Here is a 17558-nt window from a genome sequence, read left to right on the forward strand (position 1 = left end):
CCATCAAGATCCGGGTCGAACCAGGGTCACGAGGGTCATGCGAAACGAGAGCCGCTCTCCCGTCGGATCCGACGACCCCCCACCCGGCGTTTCCAACTCCACATTGCGAATCTGGCAGTAGGGAAACCGGTTCTCGAAATCCGCGATGAAACGGCCGATCTCATGGTAAAAACCACTCCCCGCAATGGTGAGACTCACCTGCTGATAGGGAAATCGCGGCAGTAAATCCACCGGGGCCGGGCCGATGATGGTGCCGAACTGCGGGATGTCCACATCGTAGTCGAGCCGAAACTGCCGGATGCGGTTGATGACGAAGGCATAGTAATCGCCCGCGGCCATTTGCTCTTCTCGTTGCTCCAGCACTGTTGAGGCGCTGTCCAACTCCTCCAGGATTTGAGGCGCGCGCGCCAACAGTTTCCGTGCCTCGTCCAACTGACGCTGTGCCTGCAGAATCTCCCGGGCCACGCGCTCCAATCCGACGCGCTGGGGGCGCACGAGGCCAAACCAAACGCCGGTCAGTGCCGCCAGGGTGGCCAGCGCCACCAACAATAACTGCTGTTTTTTCTCACGCGTGAGACGTTTCATCGGCTTTTCTCCGGAAAGCGCACCTCCAGGCTGAACGTGACGTACGATTGTCCGGATCGGGTGTCCTGGAGGGGTGCCGACAAATTGCGGAGCACCACCTCCCCGTTGGTTCCGAGGAGTTCCCGGAAGAGCGGGACGGAGGCGATGCGGTCTTTGTAGTCGGTGACCATGTCGCCCGGCCGCTGGCTCTCATCCCGGGCGTCCAGGGTGACCAGGATGCGCTCGGTGGCCGTGGCCGGTTTCGCCGGTTGCGTAACCCGGCCGGCGGCGTTGGTTCGGGCCGGCGTGGGTTCTGTCAGGGTATAAAACTGCTCCACTTTGAACCGGGTCAATGCCACCTCCGGGATGGCCGCCTTTTGCAATGCGTTGAGCAGGTTCCCGTGGAGAAAACGGTTGGTGGCGAGCCGCTCCAGCGCGGCAAGGCGCTGCCGCACGTCCGCCAGTTTCTTCTCGTTTTCCCGGGTTTGCTCGTACTCTTTGCGCAGCAGTTCCCACTCGGTTTGCAGGCGGGCCAATTCGCTGTTTTTGACCAGCAGCTGCGAGTAATACAGCAGGCTTCCGAGGAGGCTTGCGATCACGATCCCCACCGCCCCCAACAAGGCGCGCTTTACCGGGTCTTTGCGCCGTTCCTCTTCCCGCTCCAGCGCTTCCGCCAGTAAATTCAATCGAATCGGCATATGCTCAAAGAGTGGCGAGGGCCGTACCGATGGCCACCGTGAGATGGGGGGCCAGCTGTTCCAACTCGGCCAGTTGTTGCGGAGGCAACGACCTCTGAAGTCCGGCCGTTGGATCCCATGGACGGCAGTCCGTGACCAGTTCGGCCTGGAGAAGTTGCAGGACACAGTCCGAAAGGGCGCTGCCGCCCGACACGAGCACCTGGCTGACCGGCCGGTCGTTCTGGTGTTCGTAGAAGTCGATCGAGGCCTTCAGTTCGCGAGCCAGGGGAGCCAGCAGAGATTGAAGCTGTTCGCGCACCTCGCCCGGCATTCCGAGCTTGATGCCCTCGGCCTCCGCGTAGCTGATGCCCATCATATTGGCGAGTCCCTGGGTGACATGATCCCCGCCCATGCCCAGCACCCGACTCAGCACCAGTTCGCCCTGTTGCAAGATACATATGCTGGAGTGCCGGAACCCCAGATTCACCAGGGCCACCACTTCCTGCCGAAACAACTCCGGCTGGGCACTTTCGAGTGCATTGATGGGAGCCACCAAACCGGGAAGAACATTCCCGGCGGTGCAACCCGTCTGTTTCAAGGCCTCATAGAGCGTGTCGACCCAGCTTTGCCGAGCTCCCGCCACCAGGACCTTCTGCTTGGGCACTGTGGAGGTTTTGGTCTTCTCCGCAGGGGCCCGCTCGGCGCCGTTGACGGGCCAACAATCGAACACGTAACCGGGCAGCTCCTGCTGCAAATACAGCTTGCTGCTGGTTTTGAGGACCTGCCGCATGTCGGCGAGGGGCATCTGAGGCAGCTCGGCGTACCGAACGATGGCGTCGTTTACCCCCAGGGCCAAGGAGACCAGACGGCAGCGGGTCTCCAGGGCTTGCAGGAGGCTGCGGAGATGCTCGGCTAGCGCCGCTGTCGAAGGCTCCTTCTCTGCCACCGGCGCATCGAGGATGGCATACCGCAGCAGAGCCAACCCGTCCGGACGGGTTTGTACCCAGACGGCCTTGGAGCAGCGGGCCCCCAGGTCGACTGCCACCACCTCATCCCGTCGCTGCGAACGGGGTCGGAAAAACGCCAGTGCCATGCCGTGTCCTCAGGTCAGCTTCGTCCACGATCGATGTACTCGACCGAATCGGCTTCCAGCAGAGCAAGTGGCGGGCCAAGTCCGGGGGCCCGGCGTTCCAACCCGCAGTGGGCACAACGCCCACGGGTCTCCGGACAACCTGGCTCCGTTCGGAGATCAGCTTCCCAAGGCAGGTCTGCCGCGAATCCTGGAGGATCGGGCCTCGGGCGGACGCGACTCGACGCCACTGTTGCCTCCGGAGCCGGTGCCAGATTGATCTCCTTGGCCGGGCGCAGCCGAGTCACGCCAGCAGCGAAGCCACAACACCCGAGTGGGTCAGAGGCCTCAGCCCAACCTCCATCCCAAATCTGGACACTTTAGCTCCCTTCGTGTCGCACGGCGGAAGTCGGGATTCCTCAAACAGTGGGCCCGAGACTTTTCAACCCTCTCTGCACATTCTTGATGGCCGCCCCTGTAAAGATGATGAGCCAGTCCTCTGAGGGTCCGACACTCACACACAGATCCAAAGCCCTCCTCTCCAGCCTCGATGCTCGGGCAATTTTTGCCCCTTCAGAACCTTCGAGTCCCTTTAGGAGGCAAAAGCTGCCTTGGAGGCAGCCCTTAAAGTGCAAAGTATTCCCGGCACGGCCGGTTTGACCTTCCTGACGTCGCGTCGCGTCGCAAGAAGAGTGCTCCATCGCTGCTGGCCAGTGGGCTGCGGGCCCGGTCTCGACTCGGCATGAAGCTTCGTCGCTTGCCGGACCGTGTTGGCAAACCGGCCGGTAGGGCTCGTGAATGAGGTTCTTCGCCTGCTGGAATCTGCATCCTCCGGATGGCCAAAAGTCCACAGTCCTCTGAGGAGGTTCGTGCCCGGGCATTCTCAGTTCGGAGCAGGGCCACACCCCCGAGGGTCCCAAGGCCCGAATCAGAAGTCGCAAACCGCGCCTTCGGTCGAGCAACCCGGGGGAAAGCTAAACACAACTTTCCAGTCACGGCTCGAGGCGAGTCACGGCCATCCTCGTTGCCCTTGCGTGCGAGGATCGGGAGGCTGTTTGCGAACCCCCAGAGACACGGAGACACAAACCCTCTGCGACTTCGACGAATGCGGGCCTGAGTTCCTTGCCTTCCATGGCAAGGGCTTCGAAAGCCCGGGCGCAGGTGCACCCTCGTGGGCCGGCCCTCGTCCCGACCATCCAAACGAAAAAGCGCGACTTTCGTTCGCTGCGCGCGAGTTCCCTGGCGCCCGCGCATACATCTGAACGCCTGTGTGTCCGTCCGAAAGCGGGACAGGGTTGTCACTCGTCCGAGGAACACACTCCTGCCGGGCGCGCTCCAGCGGAAAGGCTGGAAGAACGCGAATCCGGTCCGGAGTCTCGCAGCCATGCAACGGATTGAGTCCAACCCCCGGTGGGGTTTAGGGGTTTTTGCGTGAGAATCGGTTTCCGCGCCCAGGGCCAAAGGGCGCCCGCGTGCGCTGGCGCGTGGTGCCAATCACAACTCAGGAGCCTGTGCCCCGGCCGCTCAACGCCGTGAAAGTTGCGGTCGGCAGCTCGAGCGCCGCCACCGCACGGCCGTCGCCCAGCCCGGGGTGATCGATGAGCTGGAGGAACCAAACCGGTCATCGGACGGCTGCCTTCCCGGAGACCTCTTGGTGCGCTTTTGCGGTTTCACCGGTCTCCTCGTCGCCAAGAGGCAGTGACCGCTCGCCACAGATCGGTGTGCCGATCTTTGACCTGGGAATGGCTGTCGCTTCCCATGCGCTGTTTACGCCGAACCGGAAGCCGACGATCCGGGGTCCTCCGCGGGAGTCTTGCGCCGGGGGGCGGACCCCCGGGGTAGTGGGTATCATGGCGGGCAGTGCGGATCGTGGTGGCCTGGACATTGACGCGGGCTTCGCTCGGCGCGGCACCGGTCAGAGCCAGCGAACGTGCATGTTTCTCGACCGGCCGGTGTCTGCCGCGGCCTTCGCGAGGGCACCAAATCGCCGGGCCCGACGAAGTTTGCCTCGGATTGCCGAAAGTGCTTAATTCTGACGTCGATGCAGTGGGTCTGGCGACAAAGTGAATGGCGCGAGATCATCCAGAAGGTGGAATCCGGTCGGCGCCTGGATGAGACCGAAGCCTTGAGGCTCTGGCAAAGCGGAGATCTCCACATGTTGGGGGCGCTGGCCGACGGCGTCCGGGCGCGCAAGGTGGGCAATCGTGCCACCTACATTGTCAATCGGTACATCAACTACTCCAACTACTGCATCCTCTCCTGCCGCTTTTGCTCGTTTGCTCGAAAGAAACGGGATGCGGACGGCTTCGAGTTGACCGTGGAGCAGATCGTGGCCAAGGCGCGGGAGGCGCTTGCCCTCGGCATCACCGAGCTGCACATCGTCGGAGGTCTGCATCCCTCTCTGCCCTTCTCGTATTATCTCGACATGCTGCGCGCCCTGAAGGCCCTCGATCCGCGCATCCAGCTCAAATGTTTCACGGCCATCGAGGTGCTGCATCTGGCCTGGCTGGCACGGAAGTCCGTGGAAGACACGCTGATGGCGCTTCGCGAGGCCGGTCTGGATTGCCTGACCGGTGGCGGGGCCGAGATTTTCGCGCCCGGCGTCCGGCAGACGATCGCCCGGGGCAAGGAATCGGCCGAAGAATGGTTGGAAGTGCACCGAACCTGGCATCGGATGGGCGGACGCAGCACCTGCACGATGTTGTATGGGCACGTGGAGACGCTGGCCGATCGGGTGGATCACCTGCGGCGCCTGCGGGAGCTGCAGGACGAGACCGGTGGCTTTGTCGCGTTCATTCCCCTGCCCTACCAGCCCGAGAACAACCAGTTGGAGGTCCGTCACCCGCCCACCGGCCATGACAGCTTGCGGACGCTGGCGGTCAGCCGATTGTACCTGGACAACTTCGACCACCTCACCGCCTACTGGGTGGGACTGGGCACCAAGCTGGCCCAGGTGGCGCTCAGCTACGGTGCCGACGACCTCCACGGTACCATTGTGGAGGAACACATCTTTCACATGGCCGGGGCACGGTCGCCGCAGCATCTGCCGGAGGCAGAGCTGGTCCGCGTCATTCGCGAGGCCGGACGGATTCCCGTGCGAAGGAACACCTTTTACGAACCCTTGGAGGATGCCCCTCGGCATCTGGAGCATCCCGCAACGGTCCCTGCGCTCGCGGCTGCCTCTCTGAACCGGCAGTGACAGGTTTTGGAAAACGCGCGGCTTTTCGGACCCATCTCGAGTGCGCACTTTTCCGGGTTACTTCTTCGCCTTTTGCAATGACACATTTCCCCACCGCCGGTCCTCGGCAGCCATTCAGCACCTCCCGCAGGAACACGGCAGATACCCCCAGGGGGACTTTCCGCCGCCTTTCGTCGGCGGCTACCGAGTGGGGGTTCGCAGCCGCCGCAGAGCTGTGCGGGCATGGCTCGGAACCCGGCTTCCGCCACGGTTGCGACAGGAACCCGGGGTCTTTAAGATGCCGCCGCGTCGCTGTCCACGACGCGCACGGTTGGGGCGGGGAGAGGCGGCGCGGCAAGGGAGTTACACGGCGCCGGATGTGGGGGCTGGTGCAGCACCCACAAAAGTTCACACGAAGGACCATGACGTATGCGCGAGAGGAGCAACCCTGATCCGAAGAGGGACCGCGCCTTCCATCGCCGGAGAGAACCCGGGATTGGTTCCTGCAGGGCGGGCCGAGAGCAGTCAGGTCTGGGAACCCTGAACGCACCGGCGCGGCGCCCGAGAGGCACGGGTTCCCGAAAAGCGGCGCTTCAGCGAGTTCGGGCTCTGGCCGGGTTGGTGATGGCTCTTACTGCTGGTCCGGGTGTGCTCCCGGCCGGGGAACCCCGTGCCACGGGCATCATGGACAACTCCTTTTTTGTCGAAGAAGCCTACAACCAGGAACCCGGCGTGGTCCAACACATCACCACGGGCAATTACCAAGTGGATCGCGCAGCAGGGCCGGATGTTCAGCTCTGGCACCTCGCTTTCACCCAGGAATGGCCGATCCACGGCCAGGATCATCAATTGAGTTACACGCTTCCCTACCTGTTTCGCCGCGAACAGGGTCGGTGGATCGATGGTTGGGGAGACATCATGATTCATTATCGCCGTCAAGTCTGGCTGAGCCCCGACCGGTACACCGCCCTGGCTCCCCGGGCGAGTGTCATCCTGCCGACGGGCGACGCAGACCGGGATCTGGGCGAGGAGACCGTGGGGGCCGAGTTCAACCTCCCGTTCAGCACGCTCCTTGGGGAGAACGCCTTTTTGCATGCCAACGCCGGATTGACCGCCCTGCCGGACGCGGCCTCCGCCCGGGACCGCGACCTGGTGCATTACACTCTGGCTGCGGCGCTCAATTACGCTCTGCATCGCGACCTGCACGTGCTCCTCGAATGGGTGGGCCTTTGGGAGCATGGACTCAATGCGGCAGGGCAGCGCCGTCATGAGTGGATTTCCTGGATCTCGCCGGGGATTCGGTGTGCCCTGAACCCGTCAGAAAACATGCAGGTCGTCTTCGGATTGGCGGCGCCGGTCGGTCTGACGGGATCTGCTCCGGACTACGGCGTGTTCTTGTATCTTTCCGTGGAACACCTGCTGTGGCGGCCCCGCTGAAGCAGGGGCCGCCGTGCCGCATCCTTCCACGCCATGCCCGGGATGCGGCGCGCGTCGCATTCCATCGGTGCCCAACCGGCCTGCAGCAGTTCGCAATGGGAGGTCCGACGTCGTAGAAAGGACGCCGACCGGCGAACCGTCTCAGGCAAGAGCTCGCCACGGGGGTCGTCCGCTGAGGCCACGCAGGCGTGCGTCGCGTCCACACCCGCGTCTGCAAACGCTGGGGGGCCTCAAGCCGTAACTCGCCCTCGTGGGACTACAGGTTCCACCCGGGTCGGTATTCGCGCCGCAGAAAGGCGTTGGCCTCTTCGAGATTGGTGAACTTGAAGGCCACCGGGTCCCACCGGAGGGTAAACCGGGTAAGATCCTCGCGCAGTTGCACGCGCAGCGGGATGTTGCCGAGCAAGACCGTCTCGGTGAGCGGTCCGGCCCAATCGAAGTTCGATCCCGGCGGGGGCCCGCCTTTGCAGGCCTGGATCCATTCCATGTAATGGCCCGGCGAGCGCGGGATGGTCTTGGGAATGGGACCGACTTCTTTCGCCCGGGATTCCGGGTAGATGGTGTTGCCGAGAATGAATCCCTCGTCGCCGATCAGCAGTCGCCCATTGTCGCCCATCAGCCGGCCGTCCGGCAAACCTTCGGGTCGGGGCGGACGGAGGCCGCCGTCGTACCAGACCAGTTTACACGGCGGCATGGGAATCCCACCGGCGCCCGGCCCGCTCAGACCCCGGATGTGGGGGTTGTTGGCCTGCACGGAAGCATCCCGTGCGGGGAAGTGGTAGGTGACCATGGAGCCCAGGGGGAATGTTTCCGCGTTCACGCGGGTGGAGGAGCCCTGCACGGTGAGGGGTGCACCCAGTTTCAGCGCGCGAAACACCGGGTCGAACGCGTGGCAGCCGATGTCGCCCAGGGCGCCGGTTCCGAAATCCCACCAGCCCCGCCACCGGAAGGGGGCGTAGACGGGATGGTAGGGCCGTGCCGGCGCGGGACCCAACCAAAGGTCCCAATCCAGCGTCTCAGGCACGGGTGGCGACTCTTTGGGCCGATCCACGCCCTGGGGCCAGTATTCGTCGAACAGTCCGCGCGAAGGGCGGTCCGTCCAAATGTGAACCTCGCGGACCCGCCCGATGGCGCCGGCCCAGACCGCCTCGCAGAGCAGCCGGGTTTCCTCCGACGCCTGGCCCTGGTTGCCCATCTGCGTGACGACCTTGGCCTCGCGCGCCGCCTCCGCCAGACGCCGCGCCTCCCACACCGAATGCGTGAGGGGTTTCTCGCAGTACACGTGCTTGCCGCGGCGGATGGCCTCCATGGCGGCAAACGCATGATGATGATCCGGTGTCGCCACCACCACCGCGTCGATCTCCTTCACCTCGTCCAGCATTCTTCGGTAGTCCTTGAAGCGGCGGGCATTCGGATACCGCTTGAACGTACCGGCCGCGTGGCTCCAGTCCACGTCGCACAAGGCCACGATGTTCTCGGACTCCATTTGACGCAGATCCGCGGCGCCCTGGCCTCCCACGCCGATGCCGGCGATGTTGAGTCGGTTGTTCGCCGAGGGGCCGCCGTCCCGCCCCAACACCCGGGCCGGAAGGATCATCAAGCCGGTGGCCACGACACTCTGCTGGAGGAAACGACGACGACTGAGTTTGCGTGCGTTCGGGTCTTTCATGGTTGGGACATGGTTCCTGGTTGCTGGCGACGCGGCCCGGGCGACTGGTTGGGCCGCCTCGTGCAACCAAGCTAGCGCCGCGCGCGAGAGACGCAATGGAGAATTCCCGGGCCGCGCGGAGGGGATCGCATTTCAGGTTTCGGGCTCGCGCGAAAGCCCGGCGGAATGCCGGGTGTCCCCGGCGCGGCAGGGCCGGCGAAAAGGGCATTGTCGCTTGCATCCGGGCTCAAAAACGGAACTGTTCCCTCTGCTGTCCCCGGCTCCCACGAGGCCACGTCCGCTGCGAAGGCGCATCCTATCCACCAGTCCGGGGCAACGCCTCCGGAGCCGGCCATCAGAACCCGCCGCGCCCTGAAAGGGCGAAACCCGAGGACACGAATCGCGCGGGCCGGGCCTGTCCTGTCGAAAGGCGCCCTTCGGGCGGGAGGAAATGCGCAAACCCGATTGCCCAGGGCGTTGGCCAGCGTTGTTGAACTCGGGCCCCGATGGGGCAGCGATACACCGCGCTGGAGGCGCAAACATTCACCCGGGGTCGAGGCAACCCGGTCGCCGCGGGCCTTGCCTTGGGCTGGTTCATTCGCACCCCGTGGTGGCAAACCCACGGCGTGCCCGGAGCGAAACCCTTCCGATGCTTGATGGGTTGCGCAAGAATCAAGACGCAACAGCTTCTTCGGAGGATCCTCCCTCGCAGCGTTGGCGCAGGCAGGGCCACCAACGCCGCGGATTCGCGCTCCGGCGCATTTCAAGTTTTGGAGACCTCCGAAGGACCGGCGCAAACCCCGGTCGTCCGGAGTACGGGAAAGCCGAAGGGCGGTGGCATTTCCTTTGGATTCCCGACTTCGGAGCTCAACTGACGAAATGCGCCATTGGCCCAACACCGGAAGCATTTGCTTTTGACGCGCCGGCGGGGTTTGGCGCAAGCTGGGCGTCCGATGAAAACGAGGTGGATCATCGCCGGGGTGTTCTCAACGTTTCTGATGGTGACGGGCCAGGAAGCCCGGGTGGAGTTGCGCCGCTGGTCGTTGACCGACTGCATTCAGCAGTGTCTGGAGTACAACCTCGAGCTGCGCATCGAACACTACAACCCCGAGCTGGCCCTCTTCAACCTGCGGTCGGGCTACGGTGCCTACGACCCGGTCTTCCGGTCCTCGGTCCAGCATGATTACAACAAGGCCGGCGAAACGCTCTTGGAAGGCACATTCACCCTTCCCGGCCGCGAGCTTGAGGTCAACAGCATCAGCAGCGGATTGAGCGGTCAGTTGCCCTGGGGAACCCTCTACAATATCAGTCTCAGCGCACGCGATACGGATGGAATTCGCTATGGGCTGGGTCCGGGCAACAGCATTGTGGAATTCCCCTTTTCAGACAGCAGCGGGTCGGTGGACATCAGCGTGACCCAGCCCCTGCTGCGGGACTTCTGGTACAACCCGACCCGGCTCCGAATCCAAATTCTCAAGAACCGCCTCAAGTGGAGCGAGCAGGGTCTGCGGGCCCGCATGATCGACCTGGCCACGCGCGTCGAACTGGCCTACTACGATCTGAAAGCCGCGTACGAAAACGTTCGCGTTCAACAGGCAGCCCTCCAACTGGCCGAACAACTCCTGGCCGAAAACCGCAAACGCGTCGAAGTCGGCGCCCTGGCTCCACTCGACGAAAAACAGGCCGAAGCCGACGTGGCGGCGCGCCGGGCCGACCTGATTGCGGCGCAGCGCAATCTGGCGGTTCTGGAAAACAATCTGAAGCAACTTCTCACGGACGATTTTGCCACTTGGGCGCACGTCCGGCTGGAGCCCTCGGCCGAACTGGACGCACCTCCGCCCGTTTTGGACGTGCAGGATAGCTGGGCCAAAGGGTTGAGTCTGCGACCGGATTTCCTGCAGGCCCAGTTGGATCTGGAACAACAGGGCTACCAGGTCAAAATCAACCGCAATCAGCTCTACCCCCAGGTCGATTTGCGCGTGGGGGGTGGTTATGCCGGGTCCACAGCCGAGTTCAGTGGCGTGTTCGGCGACATCGCCGAGCGCGATCAACCCCGTTGGTTTGTCGGCGGCCAGATCAGTTATCCGCTGGGAAATCGCTCGGCGCTGAACGCCTACCGCGCCAGCAAGGCCCAGTACGAACAGCGACTTCTGGCCCTCAAAAAGCTGGAGCAGGACATCATGATCGAGATCGACAACGCGGTGAAGCTGGCCCAGGCCAATTATGAACGGGTGGCGGCCACCCGCGAAGCCCGGGCATATGCCGAAGCCGCGCTGGCCGCAGAGCAGAAAAAGCTGGAAAGCGGCAAGAGCACCAGTTTCGTCGTGCTGCGACTCCAGCGGGATTTGACGGCCGCCCGCGCCGACGAGATCAGCGCCCTGGTGCAGTACCGTCGTTCGTTGGCGCTGCTGGCCCAGGCCGAAGGGAGCACGCTCGAACGGCACGGGATTACATTGGAATTCAAGTAGTCCCGGGCTGGTGAATTGCTGCCCCAACAGGGCGGACACCCGACGCACCGAAGGCGCAACCGTTTGCGCCGCTTAACATGCTTTACAGCCGCGCAAGCAAAGCCGCGGGCCGGTGAATTCCCCACCCTGACGGGATGGATCCAGGGCGCGTCGAAGGCACATCTGTTCGTCAGTGCCGGGCAACGCCCTGGCAGTCGGACCCCAAAACCCGCCGTCCCCTGAAAGGACGCAACTCGATGACCCCATCGTCAAGGCCGGGCCTGTCACACTCGAGTTCGACCCCTTCAGGGCGGGATGAATTGCGCGGACCCGGTCACCCAGGGCGTTGCCCTGGGCTGGCGAATGCCCGCCCCGTTGGGGCGGATCCAGCGCGTCTACGATAGAGCCGTGGGTTCGGGATTGCGCAATGGGGTTTCGGGCTGGGCCCGTGTCTTGAGCCGGCGCCTCCGCACCTCGCTGGGGCAAACCTCCAGCGCGCCGAAAACGCGAGACCTTTTCGATCCTCCATGGGTTTGGGGGGCAATGGACTGCCGGGGCTGCCTTGGCGAATTGCCGCTTGTAGCGTGTCGCTGGGCTGGGGCCCTTACGTCGGAGTCCCGCTGTCCGCTGTACTTTGGGCTCCGGACAACCTCGAAAGCCGGGCGGAATTCCGGGCGTCCTTCGGCCCGGGAAGGCCGGGGGAAAGGTCACCCCCTTGGGATCCTTGCAAGTCCCGGGCTGAGAAAGCATGGGCAACTGCGTTGCGAAGCCTCCAAAAACAAGGCTTGCCACCGGGAGGCGCTCACGCTATGGTGCCCGGCCCTTAAACCCAAAGGATGAGGGATCCGGGCCGAGGGCCTGGATTCGGACGTTGTGGGGAAGGCTTTTGGTTATGGTAAGAATCCGGTTAAAGCGCATTGGGGCCAAGAACAAACCCGCCTATCGGATTGTGGTGGCGGGCAGCCGCAGCCGTCGGGACGGCAAGTGCCTGGAAGAGATTGGCACCTACAACCCTCTTCAGAAGGGGGACAACGTGAAGCTGGACCTGGCACGGGTGGACTACTGGTTGAGCCGCGGGGCTCAACCCACGGACACGGTGGCCAGCTTCATCCGCCGTCTGCGGCACAAGGCGGCGCAGGTTGCGCAGGGCTGATGGAGGCCCATGCAGGAATTCCTTGAATATGTGATCAAGGGGTTGGTCTCGCGGCCGGAGGCCGTGACCATTCACCCGGTCAAGCGGGCCGGTACCACGGTGTACGAAGTGACCGTGGACCCGGTCGACATGGGGAAGGTCATTGGCAAAAACGGCGTAACCATCAACGCGATCCGTTCGCTGCTGCAGGCCGGCAGCGGCAAGCGCGGCCTGCGGTGTGCGGTGGAAATCAGCGAGGCCCCTCCCACCGGAGGGTGAGCCTCCCGGGCCGCGGGGAGCCGGGACACAACCATGCGCATCGATGTGCTGACGTTGTTCCCGGGCATGTTCACCGGCCCGATGGACGAGAGCATTTTGAAGCGGGCCCGGGCCACGGGGAAGCTGGACCTGCGGATTCACAATCTGCGGGACTTCACCCATGACCGGCACCGCACAGTGGATGACCGCCCTTTTGGCGGCGGGCCAGGCATGGTCCTGAAGCCCGAACCGATCTTTGAAGCCGTGGAGACCTTGAAGGCCGAGGGAGAGCCGCCCTGGGTGATCCTGCTGTCCCCGGCCGGCCGCGTGTTCCATCAGGGCATCGCGCGGGAACTGGCGCAGCGGCCGCGACTGTTGCTGATCTGCGGCAGCTACGAAGGCGTGGACGAACGCATTCGGCAGGCGCTGGTGGACGACGAACTGTCCATCGGCGATTACGTACTGACCAATGGCGCCCTACCCGCGATGGTCATCATCGATGCCGTCACGCGCCTGCTGCCCGGGGTTCTCGGGGATGAAGCCAGTGCCCTGGACGAATCCTTCAGCCAGGGCCTGCTCGAGTACCCTCAATATACGCGACCGGCCGAGTTTCGTGGCATGAAGGTGCCCGAGGTGCTGTTGTCCGGGAATCACGCGGCCATCGCGCAGTGGCGAGCGGAACAGGCCCGGCGCCGTACCGCGGAACGAAGGCCCGATCTCTGGGCACGATGGCTGGCAGAACACGCAGCCGGTGACAGCTCCCGAACCCGTACGGGTTCTCAAGGGGCAGCCGAAAATCCCGGCTGAGCAGGCCCATCGAGTGCGGTCCGTGGGCGCCGTCCCCGGTTGACCGGTCTCCGCGCCTGAGAAGTCTAATGCACGAGTGAGCTACCATGAACCAGGCACTGCTTGACAAAATCGAAGCGGAGCATTTCCGCAAGGACAAACCGGACTTCGCCGTGGGCGACACGGTGCGGGTGCACACCCGCGTCGTCGAGGGCGACAAGGAACGAATTCAGGTCTTCACCGGCGTGGTCATCGCCCGCCGGGGCCGAGGGATCAACGAGACCTTTACCGTCCGGCGCATCAGCTATGGCGAGGGCGTCGAACGGGTCTTCCCGCTGCATTCGCCGCGCATCGAGAAGATCGAGGTCGAACGCCGCGGAAAAGTTCGACGCGCCAAGCTGACCTATCTCCGCAAACGCGTGGGCAAGAGCGCCCTGTTGGTGCGGGAAAAGGAAAGCGCCAAGGAAACGGCCGCAAAAGCCGGTTCGACTTCCCCGGGCGAGGCCGAGTCTTCCAAGAGCGCGTCGGCTTGAAATCCTCTGGTTTGCGGGGTTGAGGAGCAGCCGAAGGGCACCCGCCCCTTCCGGGCCGGGAGTTCCCGGAGGTGACCTCTCCTTGTCCACCGGCTCCCTCTCGGGAAAAGAGGTGGGAAGCGGCGCGTTTCCGTTTTTGGACATCGCTCGAAAGCTGGGCGAAATCTGGGACGTGCCTGACACGGCAAGGCCGAGCGCGAAGGGCCTTGTATTGGATTCTCGCATCCGGAGCTCCAAAACGGAGATGCGCCGCTGTGCTGTCCCCGGTTCCGCACGGGCGCATCCATTCCTCAGCCCGGGGCATCGCCCCGGGCTTTGGGCCCGCAAGAAGCTGCTGCGCCCTGAAAGGGCGCAACTCGATGACCGCCATCGTCAAGGCCGGGCCTGTCACACTCGAGTTCCGCCCCTTCAGGGCGGGGTGAATTGCGGAACCCGGGTGACCCAGGGGTTGCCCTGGGCTGATGAATCCCGCCCCGTTGGGGCGGATCCAGCGCGTCGGCGGTAGAGCCATGGATTCCGTATTGCGCAATGGGGTTTCGGGCTGGGCCCGTGTCCTGAGCCGGCGCCTCCGCACCTCGCTGGAGCAAACCTTCGACGCCCCGAGGGCGCGAAACCCTTTCGATCTTCGATGCGTTTGGAGGAACTGGATTTGCCCGGGGCTGCTTTGAAGTATTGTCCCCTGCGGCGCGCGGGCAGTCCGGGCTTGCCAGTGCCCAAATAGGTTATTGACGGACCACACGGGGCAAGCCCCGCGCCAGAGGCGCATCCCAGCCACCGGCTCGCGGGGGGCCTCGGAAAGACGGGGCGACAAAGGCACATTCAATTCGTCAGCCGGGGGCAACGCCCCGCGGATTCGGCTCGCAAGAAACCACTGCGTCCTGAAATGGCACAACCCGTGGACCTCCATCGCGAGGGCCGGACGCCATACCCGAATCCCGCCCCTTCAGGGCGGAATGATTCACGTGGACCCGATTACCCGGGGCGTTGCCCTGGGCTGGCGAATGCTCGCCCCGTTGGGGCAAGCCCACGGCACCCCCTGGGCGTGAACACCTCTCCGACCCTCGGCAGGATGGCCGGGAAAGATTGTGCAGGGGGCCGTGTTGGAAGCGGGTCGCTTGCAGCGTGCCGCAAGCAGGGCCTCAGACCCCTCGATCCGCTGTCCGGCCCACTTTCGAGGCTTTGCGACGCTTGTCCAAGACCCAGCGGGGTTTTGAACATGCGCGCCACCGGGTAACTGAGGGATCACGGCGTTCCCTTCGGACCCTCAAATCTGAGGCTCAAAAGGGGAAATGCGCCCGGTGGGGAACGGTCGGAGGGTGTCTCGCGCCCCGAGAAGCGGTGGTCGCATTCACCTGCTCCCGATGAGGCCGGTCCGAGGCTGCAACCCATGCGCCTCCGCGCCGCGGAGGCTTTACTTGCCCGGATTGGCGCCGGGGAAGCGCGTGCGGATGGAGTAGAGTCCCGTGCTGGCGGTGATGAAAAGCGTGCGGCGGTCCGGGCCACCGAACGCCACGTTGGCGGTCCAGTTCTCGGGCACTTCGATGGTCCCGAGGCGCTTGCCGGTTCGGTCGAAGACGAGCACCCCCCGACCGGTCAGATAAAGGTTTCCGGCTGCATCGATTGTCATTCCATCCGAGCCGGCCTCGCAGAAGAGACGCTTGTTGGTCAGCGAGCCGTCGGGCTGGATGTCGTACGCGTAGGTACGTCCGGCCCGGATGTCGGCCACGTAAAGGGTTTTGCCGTCGGGGGAGCCGGTGATGCCGTTGGGCTGTTGGAGGTCGTCGGCCACCCGGGTCAACCTTTGGCCGTCGGCGCTCAGGCGGTACACATGCTGGCCACGTTGAGGGGGTTCCTTGTGTTTCCACCACGGTCTCTGGTAGTACGGGTCGGTGAAGTAGAGATCGCCGTTGGGCGCCACCCAGACGTCATTGGGACCATTGAGGGGCCGACCTTCGTACTGCCAGGCCAGGACGGTCACCGTCCGACGGTCAACGTCGATGCGCCAGAGGGCGTTGGTTTCATCCGCGCAGGCGATCAACCGGCCCTGCCGGTCGAAACACATTCCATTGGCACGACCCGCCGGCTGCAGGAAGGTGGTCAGTTGCCCGTCCACACTCCATTTCATGATCCTGTCGTTGGGCTGGTCGGTGAAATAGACGTTGCCGGATGCGTCGGAAGTGGGGCCCTCGGTGAATTTGAAGCCGCCGGCGAGCTTTTGGACCGTGGCTTCGGGCGCCAGAACCCGAGCAAGGGAATCGTTGGTTTCTGCCCGGGTGATCGCCGCCAGACTCAGAGAGAGCAGGACAAGGAGGTCGAGGGAGGTCTTCATAAACTCAGCCGCCCAGACTGGAGGGGTCGTTCACGTTGCCCTTGTTAAACTCTACGTAGGTTTCGGTCAAGTCCGCGGCATAAAGCACGGCCCCGGCCCGCCCCAGGTTGAGTCGGATGTGGAGCTCGAACTCCGCGGGTGCCACCGCCTCGCAAAGACGGGCAAACGGCACGCCCGTCGGCCGACCACGGCGCACGCTCCAGACGGTGACCTTGCCACCGGGCGGGGCGTATCCGATATCCACTTTGTCCTCTTGCACGCGTGCGGCGCTGTAGCCCAGGGCGTCCATGACCCGACCCCAGTTCGGGTCGCCGCCATGCCAACTGGTCTTGACCAGGGCACTGTTGGCCACGGCCCGGGCCGCGGCATCGGCCTCGGCGGGGGTCCGCGCCCCGAACACACGCACGGTGACGACGCGGTGGACGCCCTCGCCATCCCGGACGATCATCCTGGCCAATTGCAGACACGCTTCGGCCAACACGGCCTCGAACCGGGCAAACGCCCGGTCCCCTCGCCGCAAAGGTTCGTGGCCGGCACAGCCATTGGCCAGCAACAGGACCGTGTCATTGGTGCTCATGTCTCCGTCCACGGTGATGCGGTTGAAACTGGCCGCCACGGCCTCGGTTAACGCCGACTGAAGTGCGGTCCGTTCCACTGCGGCATCGGTGGTGAGAAACGCCAACATGGTGGCGTGCCGGGGGCGCGAGGCCGGGCGACGTCCCGTGGGACTCATTCCCGGATGAATCATTCCGGCCCCTTTGGCGATGCCGCCCAATCGCACCACGCGCCTTCCCACTTCGAACTCAAACGCCACCTGCTTGGGCCGGGTGTCACTCGTCATGATGGCTTCCGCCGCCGCCGCCGCGGCAGCCAACTCGCTGCTCAACATCCCGGCCGCCTGCCGGATGCCGGAGCGAACGTTGGCCATAGGCAGCGGCACACCAATGCGCCCGGTGCTGGCCACCAACACGTGTTCGGGTTGCAGCCCGAGGGCTCGACCCGCCTCCCGGGCCATCGCCCGGGCGTCGCGAAGGCCCTGCGGCCCCGTACAGGCGTTGGCATTACCGGAGTTGGCCACGATGGCCTGCGCGCGTCCGCGTCGGACCACTTCCCGGCACCACTTCACCGGTGCTGCGCAAACCTGGTTGGTGGTGAACATGCCCGCCACCACGGCCAACCTGTCCGAAACGATGAGTGCCAGGTCGCGCTTCGGCCCGCGATCCGAGCCCTTGCCCGTGCCCAGTCGTTTGATGTCGCAAAACACTCCCGCCGCCCGATAACCCTGCGGCGCAACGATGGACCCTTCAATCTGACGCATGATCGCCAAGCAGCCTGGAAACGGCACGCACGGACATTGCCGGGACGGGATCCGTTTCCCGTTTTTGTCCCGCGCGTTCCATGGGCCGGAGCTCGAGAATCTCCGGGGTGCGCGAAACCGGGGGCCGCCCCTCTGCGCCGTGCGGCAGCGGCAGTAAACGGCAATGATGGTCATCCCTGCAA

At 64.4% G+C, this 17558-nt stretch carries 13 protein-coding genes; 7 read left to right on the forward strand and 6 right to left on the reverse strand.

Translation table 11 applies throughout. From position 1 onward, the window contains the following. Nucleotides 1–3 precede the first annotated feature (3 nt). Genes ACPDIT_RS01265 through pilM form a run of 3 tightly spaced genes read right to left on the reverse strand, consistent with a single transcriptional unit; the run spans nt 4 to nt 2334 of the window. Nucleotides 4–585: a hypothetical protein gene (locus ACPDIT_RS01265; RefSeq protein WP_423440843.1), complete on the reverse strand. Its 582-nt coding sequence runs from the start codon at nt 583–585 to the stop codon at nt 4–6. Beyond that, nucleotides 582–1262, reverse strand: coding sequence for a hypothetical protein (locus tag ACPDIT_RS01270; protein WP_423440844.1), 681 nt, complete (start codon nt 1260–1262; stop codon nt 582–584). The genes ACPDIT_RS01265 and ACPDIT_RS01270 overlap by 4 nt, the downstream gene beginning before the upstream one ends. Before the next feature lie 4 nt (nt 1263–1266). Next, nucleotides 1267–2334 carry a pilus assembly protein PilM gene (gene pilM, locus ACPDIT_RS01275; RefSeq protein WP_423440846.1) on the reverse strand — a complete coding sequence of 356 codons (1068 nt, stop codon included), beginning with the start codon at nt 2332–2334 and terminating at the stop codon, nt 1267–1269. Between the two features lie 2017 nt (nt 2335–4351). Between pilM and mqnE the strand changes: the two genes are divergently transcribed. Then, a complete protein-coding gene (gene mqnE, locus ACPDIT_RS01280) occupies nt 4352–5509 on the forward strand; it encodes an aminofutalosine synthase MqnE (protein ID WP_423440848.1) in 1158 nt (385 codons plus the stop codon). Between the two features lie 663 nt (nt 5510–6172). Next, on the forward strand, nt 6173–6925 hold the full coding sequence (locus ACPDIT_RS01285) for a transporter (protein ID WP_423440849.1): 753 nt from the start codon (nt 6173–6175) through the stop codon (nt 6923–6925). Nucleotides 6926–7181: 256 nt separating this feature from the next. On the opposite strand, the gene ACPDIT_RS01290 is transcribed toward ACPDIT_RS01285, so the two are convergent. Further along, nucleotides 7182–8594, reverse strand: a complete 1413-nt coding sequence (locus tag ACPDIT_RS01290) for a Gfo/Idh/MocA family protein (RefSeq protein WP_423440851.1) — start codon at nt 8592–8594, stop codon at nt 7182–7184. Between the two features lie 932 nt (nt 8595–9526). On the opposite strand from ACPDIT_RS01290, the gene ACPDIT_RS01295 reads away from it, so the two are divergent. The 5 genes from ACPDIT_RS01295 (at nt 9527) to rplS (ending at nt 13729) form a co-directional block, all read left to right on the forward strand. Beyond that, nucleotides 9527–11041, forward strand: a complete 1515-nt coding sequence (locus ACPDIT_RS01295; RefSeq protein WP_423440853.1) for a TolC family protein — start codon at nt 9527–9529, stop codon at nt 11039–11041. 871 nt (nt 11042–11912) lie between these two features. After that, nucleotides 11913–12173: a 30S ribosomal protein S16 gene (gene rpsP / locus ACPDIT_RS01300; protein ID WP_423440854.1), complete on the forward strand. Its 261-nt coding sequence runs from the start codon at nt 11913–11915 to the stop codon at nt 12171–12173. Between the two features lie 9 nt (nt 12174–12182). After that, entirely contained in the window at nt 12183–12431 is a 249-nt protein-coding gene (locus ACPDIT_RS01305; RefSeq protein WP_423440856.1) for a KH domain-containing protein, read from the forward strand. A 33-nt stretch (nt 12432–12464) separates the two neighbouring features. Next, nucleotides 12465–13217 carry a tRNA (guanosine(37)-N1)-methyltransferase TrmD gene (gene trmD / locus ACPDIT_RS01310; RefSeq protein WP_423440858.1) on the forward strand — a complete coding sequence of 251 codons (753 nt, stop codon included), beginning with the start codon at nt 12465–12467 and terminating at the stop codon, nt 13215–13217. An 86-nt stretch (nt 13218–13303) separates the two neighbouring features. Then, entirely contained in the window at nt 13304–13729 is a 426-nt protein-coding gene (gene rplS / locus ACPDIT_RS01315; RefSeq protein ID WP_423440859.1) for a 50S ribosomal protein L19, read from the forward strand. A 1411-nt stretch (nt 13730–15140) separates the two neighbouring features. Here the strand turns inward: rplS and ACPDIT_RS01320 are convergent. Next, nucleotides 15141–16058 carry an SMP-30/gluconolactonase/LRE family protein gene (locus tag ACPDIT_RS01320; protein ID WP_423440860.1) on the reverse strand — a complete coding sequence of 306 codons (918 nt, stop codon included), beginning with the start codon at nt 16056–16058 and terminating at the stop codon, nt 15141–15143. 4 nt (nt 16059–16062) lie between these two features. Then, nucleotides 16063–17376: a bifunctional glutamate N-acetyltransferase/amino-acid acetyltransferase ArgJ gene (gene argJ, locus ACPDIT_RS01325; RefSeq protein ID WP_423440861.1), complete on the reverse strand. Its 1314-nt coding sequence runs from the start codon at nt 17374–17376 to the stop codon at nt 16063–16065. Nucleotides 17377–17558: the final 182 nt, after the last annotated feature.

The sequence above is a fragment of the Limisphaera sp. VF-2 genome, from assembly GCF_049537125.1.
Lineage (GTDB): Bacteria > Verrucomicrobiota > Verrucomicrobiia > Limisphaerales > Limisphaeraceae > Limisphaera.